The sequence below is a fragment of the Fundicoccus sp. Sow4_H7 genome, assembly GCF_052115865.1.
Classification (GTDB): Bacteria; Bacillota; Bacilli; order Lactobacillales; family Aerococcaceae; genus Fundicoccus_A.
This window is the reverse complement of sequence record NZ_JBQKME010000028.1, coordinates 1-1,600: the sequence shown is the minus strand read 5'-3', so window position 1 is coordinate 1,600 and position 1,600 is coordinate 1. Positions and strand designations below refer to the sequence as shown.

1 protein-coding gene is annotated in these 1,600 nt (G+C 34.1%); it reads left to right on the top strand.

Features of this window, described 5'->3' with window-relative positions:
- The first annotated feature begins 126 nt into the window (after nt 1-126).
- Nucleotides 127-1,509 (top strand): ISL3 family transposase, encoded by a 1,383-nt coding sequence (locus tag ACTQ54_RS12385; protein ID WP_441757248.1) that lies wholly within the window; start codon nt 127-129, stop codon nt 1,507-1,509.
- The last annotated feature ends 91 nt before the right edge of the window (nt 1,510-1,600 follow it).

The window sequence follows — 1,600 nt, the reverse complement described above, 5'->3', positions numbered from 1 at the left end:
GGTTCTCCAATTTTTGATGTTGGTGAGTAAATCTCACTGACATCTTTTTTATTGTTTAAAATGAAAAAGCCAGTGAATTCTACTATAATTAAGTTACCAGACAAAACTATAGTTAGGAGAATTCACATGGCTAACCCTCATTTTATCGCAAAATTACTAGGAATAAAAGACACAAACATTACTTTTAATGATAATATTACTTTTAAAACGACAAAAGGTGTGACAACTAAAATACTCTCTGCTACATTGTCTTATCCTTTAAAAGCTTGTCCTCATTGTGGTATTCTTAATCAATCGTCTAAAGATATGATTAAAAATGGATCAATGGTATCGACCATCAAACTACCTAATATGACCTTTGAACCTCTTGTTTTAAAGTTAAAAAAACAACGTTATCTATGTAAGCATTGCGAGAAAACGTCAGTTGTCGGTACATCACTCGTTGATTATGGGTGCCATATATCTAATGATATTAAGCAATTGATTGCTTTAGAATTAGGGCAAGAACAATCGATGGATTTGATTGCACGTCGTTATAGTGTTTCGGGCTATACAGTATTACGGGTATTGAAGAAAACAGGACAAGCGTTGGAACCATCCTATCTTACTTTACCTGAACATATCGCGATCGATGAATTTAAATCCGTTAAAAGTGTGACGGAATCGATGAGTTGCATCTTGATGGATGCTCATAAAAGGCAGATATGGGATATTCTGCCTGACCGCAAACAAGCAGCTATTCGTGAATACTTTATGCGATTTCCATACGAAACACGTCAAAACGTTAAAACTATTACAATGGATATGTATACCCCTTACTACGACTTTTTACAACGAATCTTTCCCAATGCGGTCATTATCATTGATCGATTCCATTTGGTTCAATTATTAAATCGTAGTCTCAATCATGAACGGATTCGTATTATGAAGTTAATTAAAGCCAAACGTCCAAGAGATTATCGAAAACTGAAACAACTGTGGAAATTGATTCTTAAAAATAGAGATGATTTAAACTTTGAAAACTATGAATCTCATCGTTTATTTGATGGTCTTGTCACGCAAAAGATGATGGTCAATTATATGCTTTCAGTTGAAGAACGTTTTGAAACGGTCTATCGTTTAATTAATAATTTAAAGGCTGATATTGCTTTACGTGACTATGTAAGATTTGAAACAGACTTAGCAGAAACACGCAAGTATCGCATGCCTAAAAAGGTCCGTACGACATTTCAAACGTTAGAGAAGTACTTACCTGCCATTAAAAACAGTTTAACTTATACGCTATCGAATGGGGTTGTTGAAGGGACGAATAATAAGATTAAGAACATTAAACGGAGTGGTTATGGCTATCGAAACTTCCAAAATTTACGCTATCGCATTCTGATCAGCCAAAAACTCACGGTTAAAAATAAAACTCAACGAGTTTTATTATTTAAGGAAGAGAACGATAGGAAGAAACAGGAAAAAGAGGCAAAACAGAACGAGAAGATGTTAAAGAAGATGGCCTAATAGAACGAACTAAATTATAGTACAAAAATAAGCCAGTATGCTTGAAACATACTGACCTAGTTTTGTTACCAACATCAAAAATTGAAGAACC

Excerpts from the sequence above, each read along its gene's own strand:
- ACTQ54_RS12385 (WP_441757248.1), top strand. The coding sequence starts at position 127 with ATGGCTAACCCTCATTTTATCGCAAAATTACTAGGAATAAAAGACACA.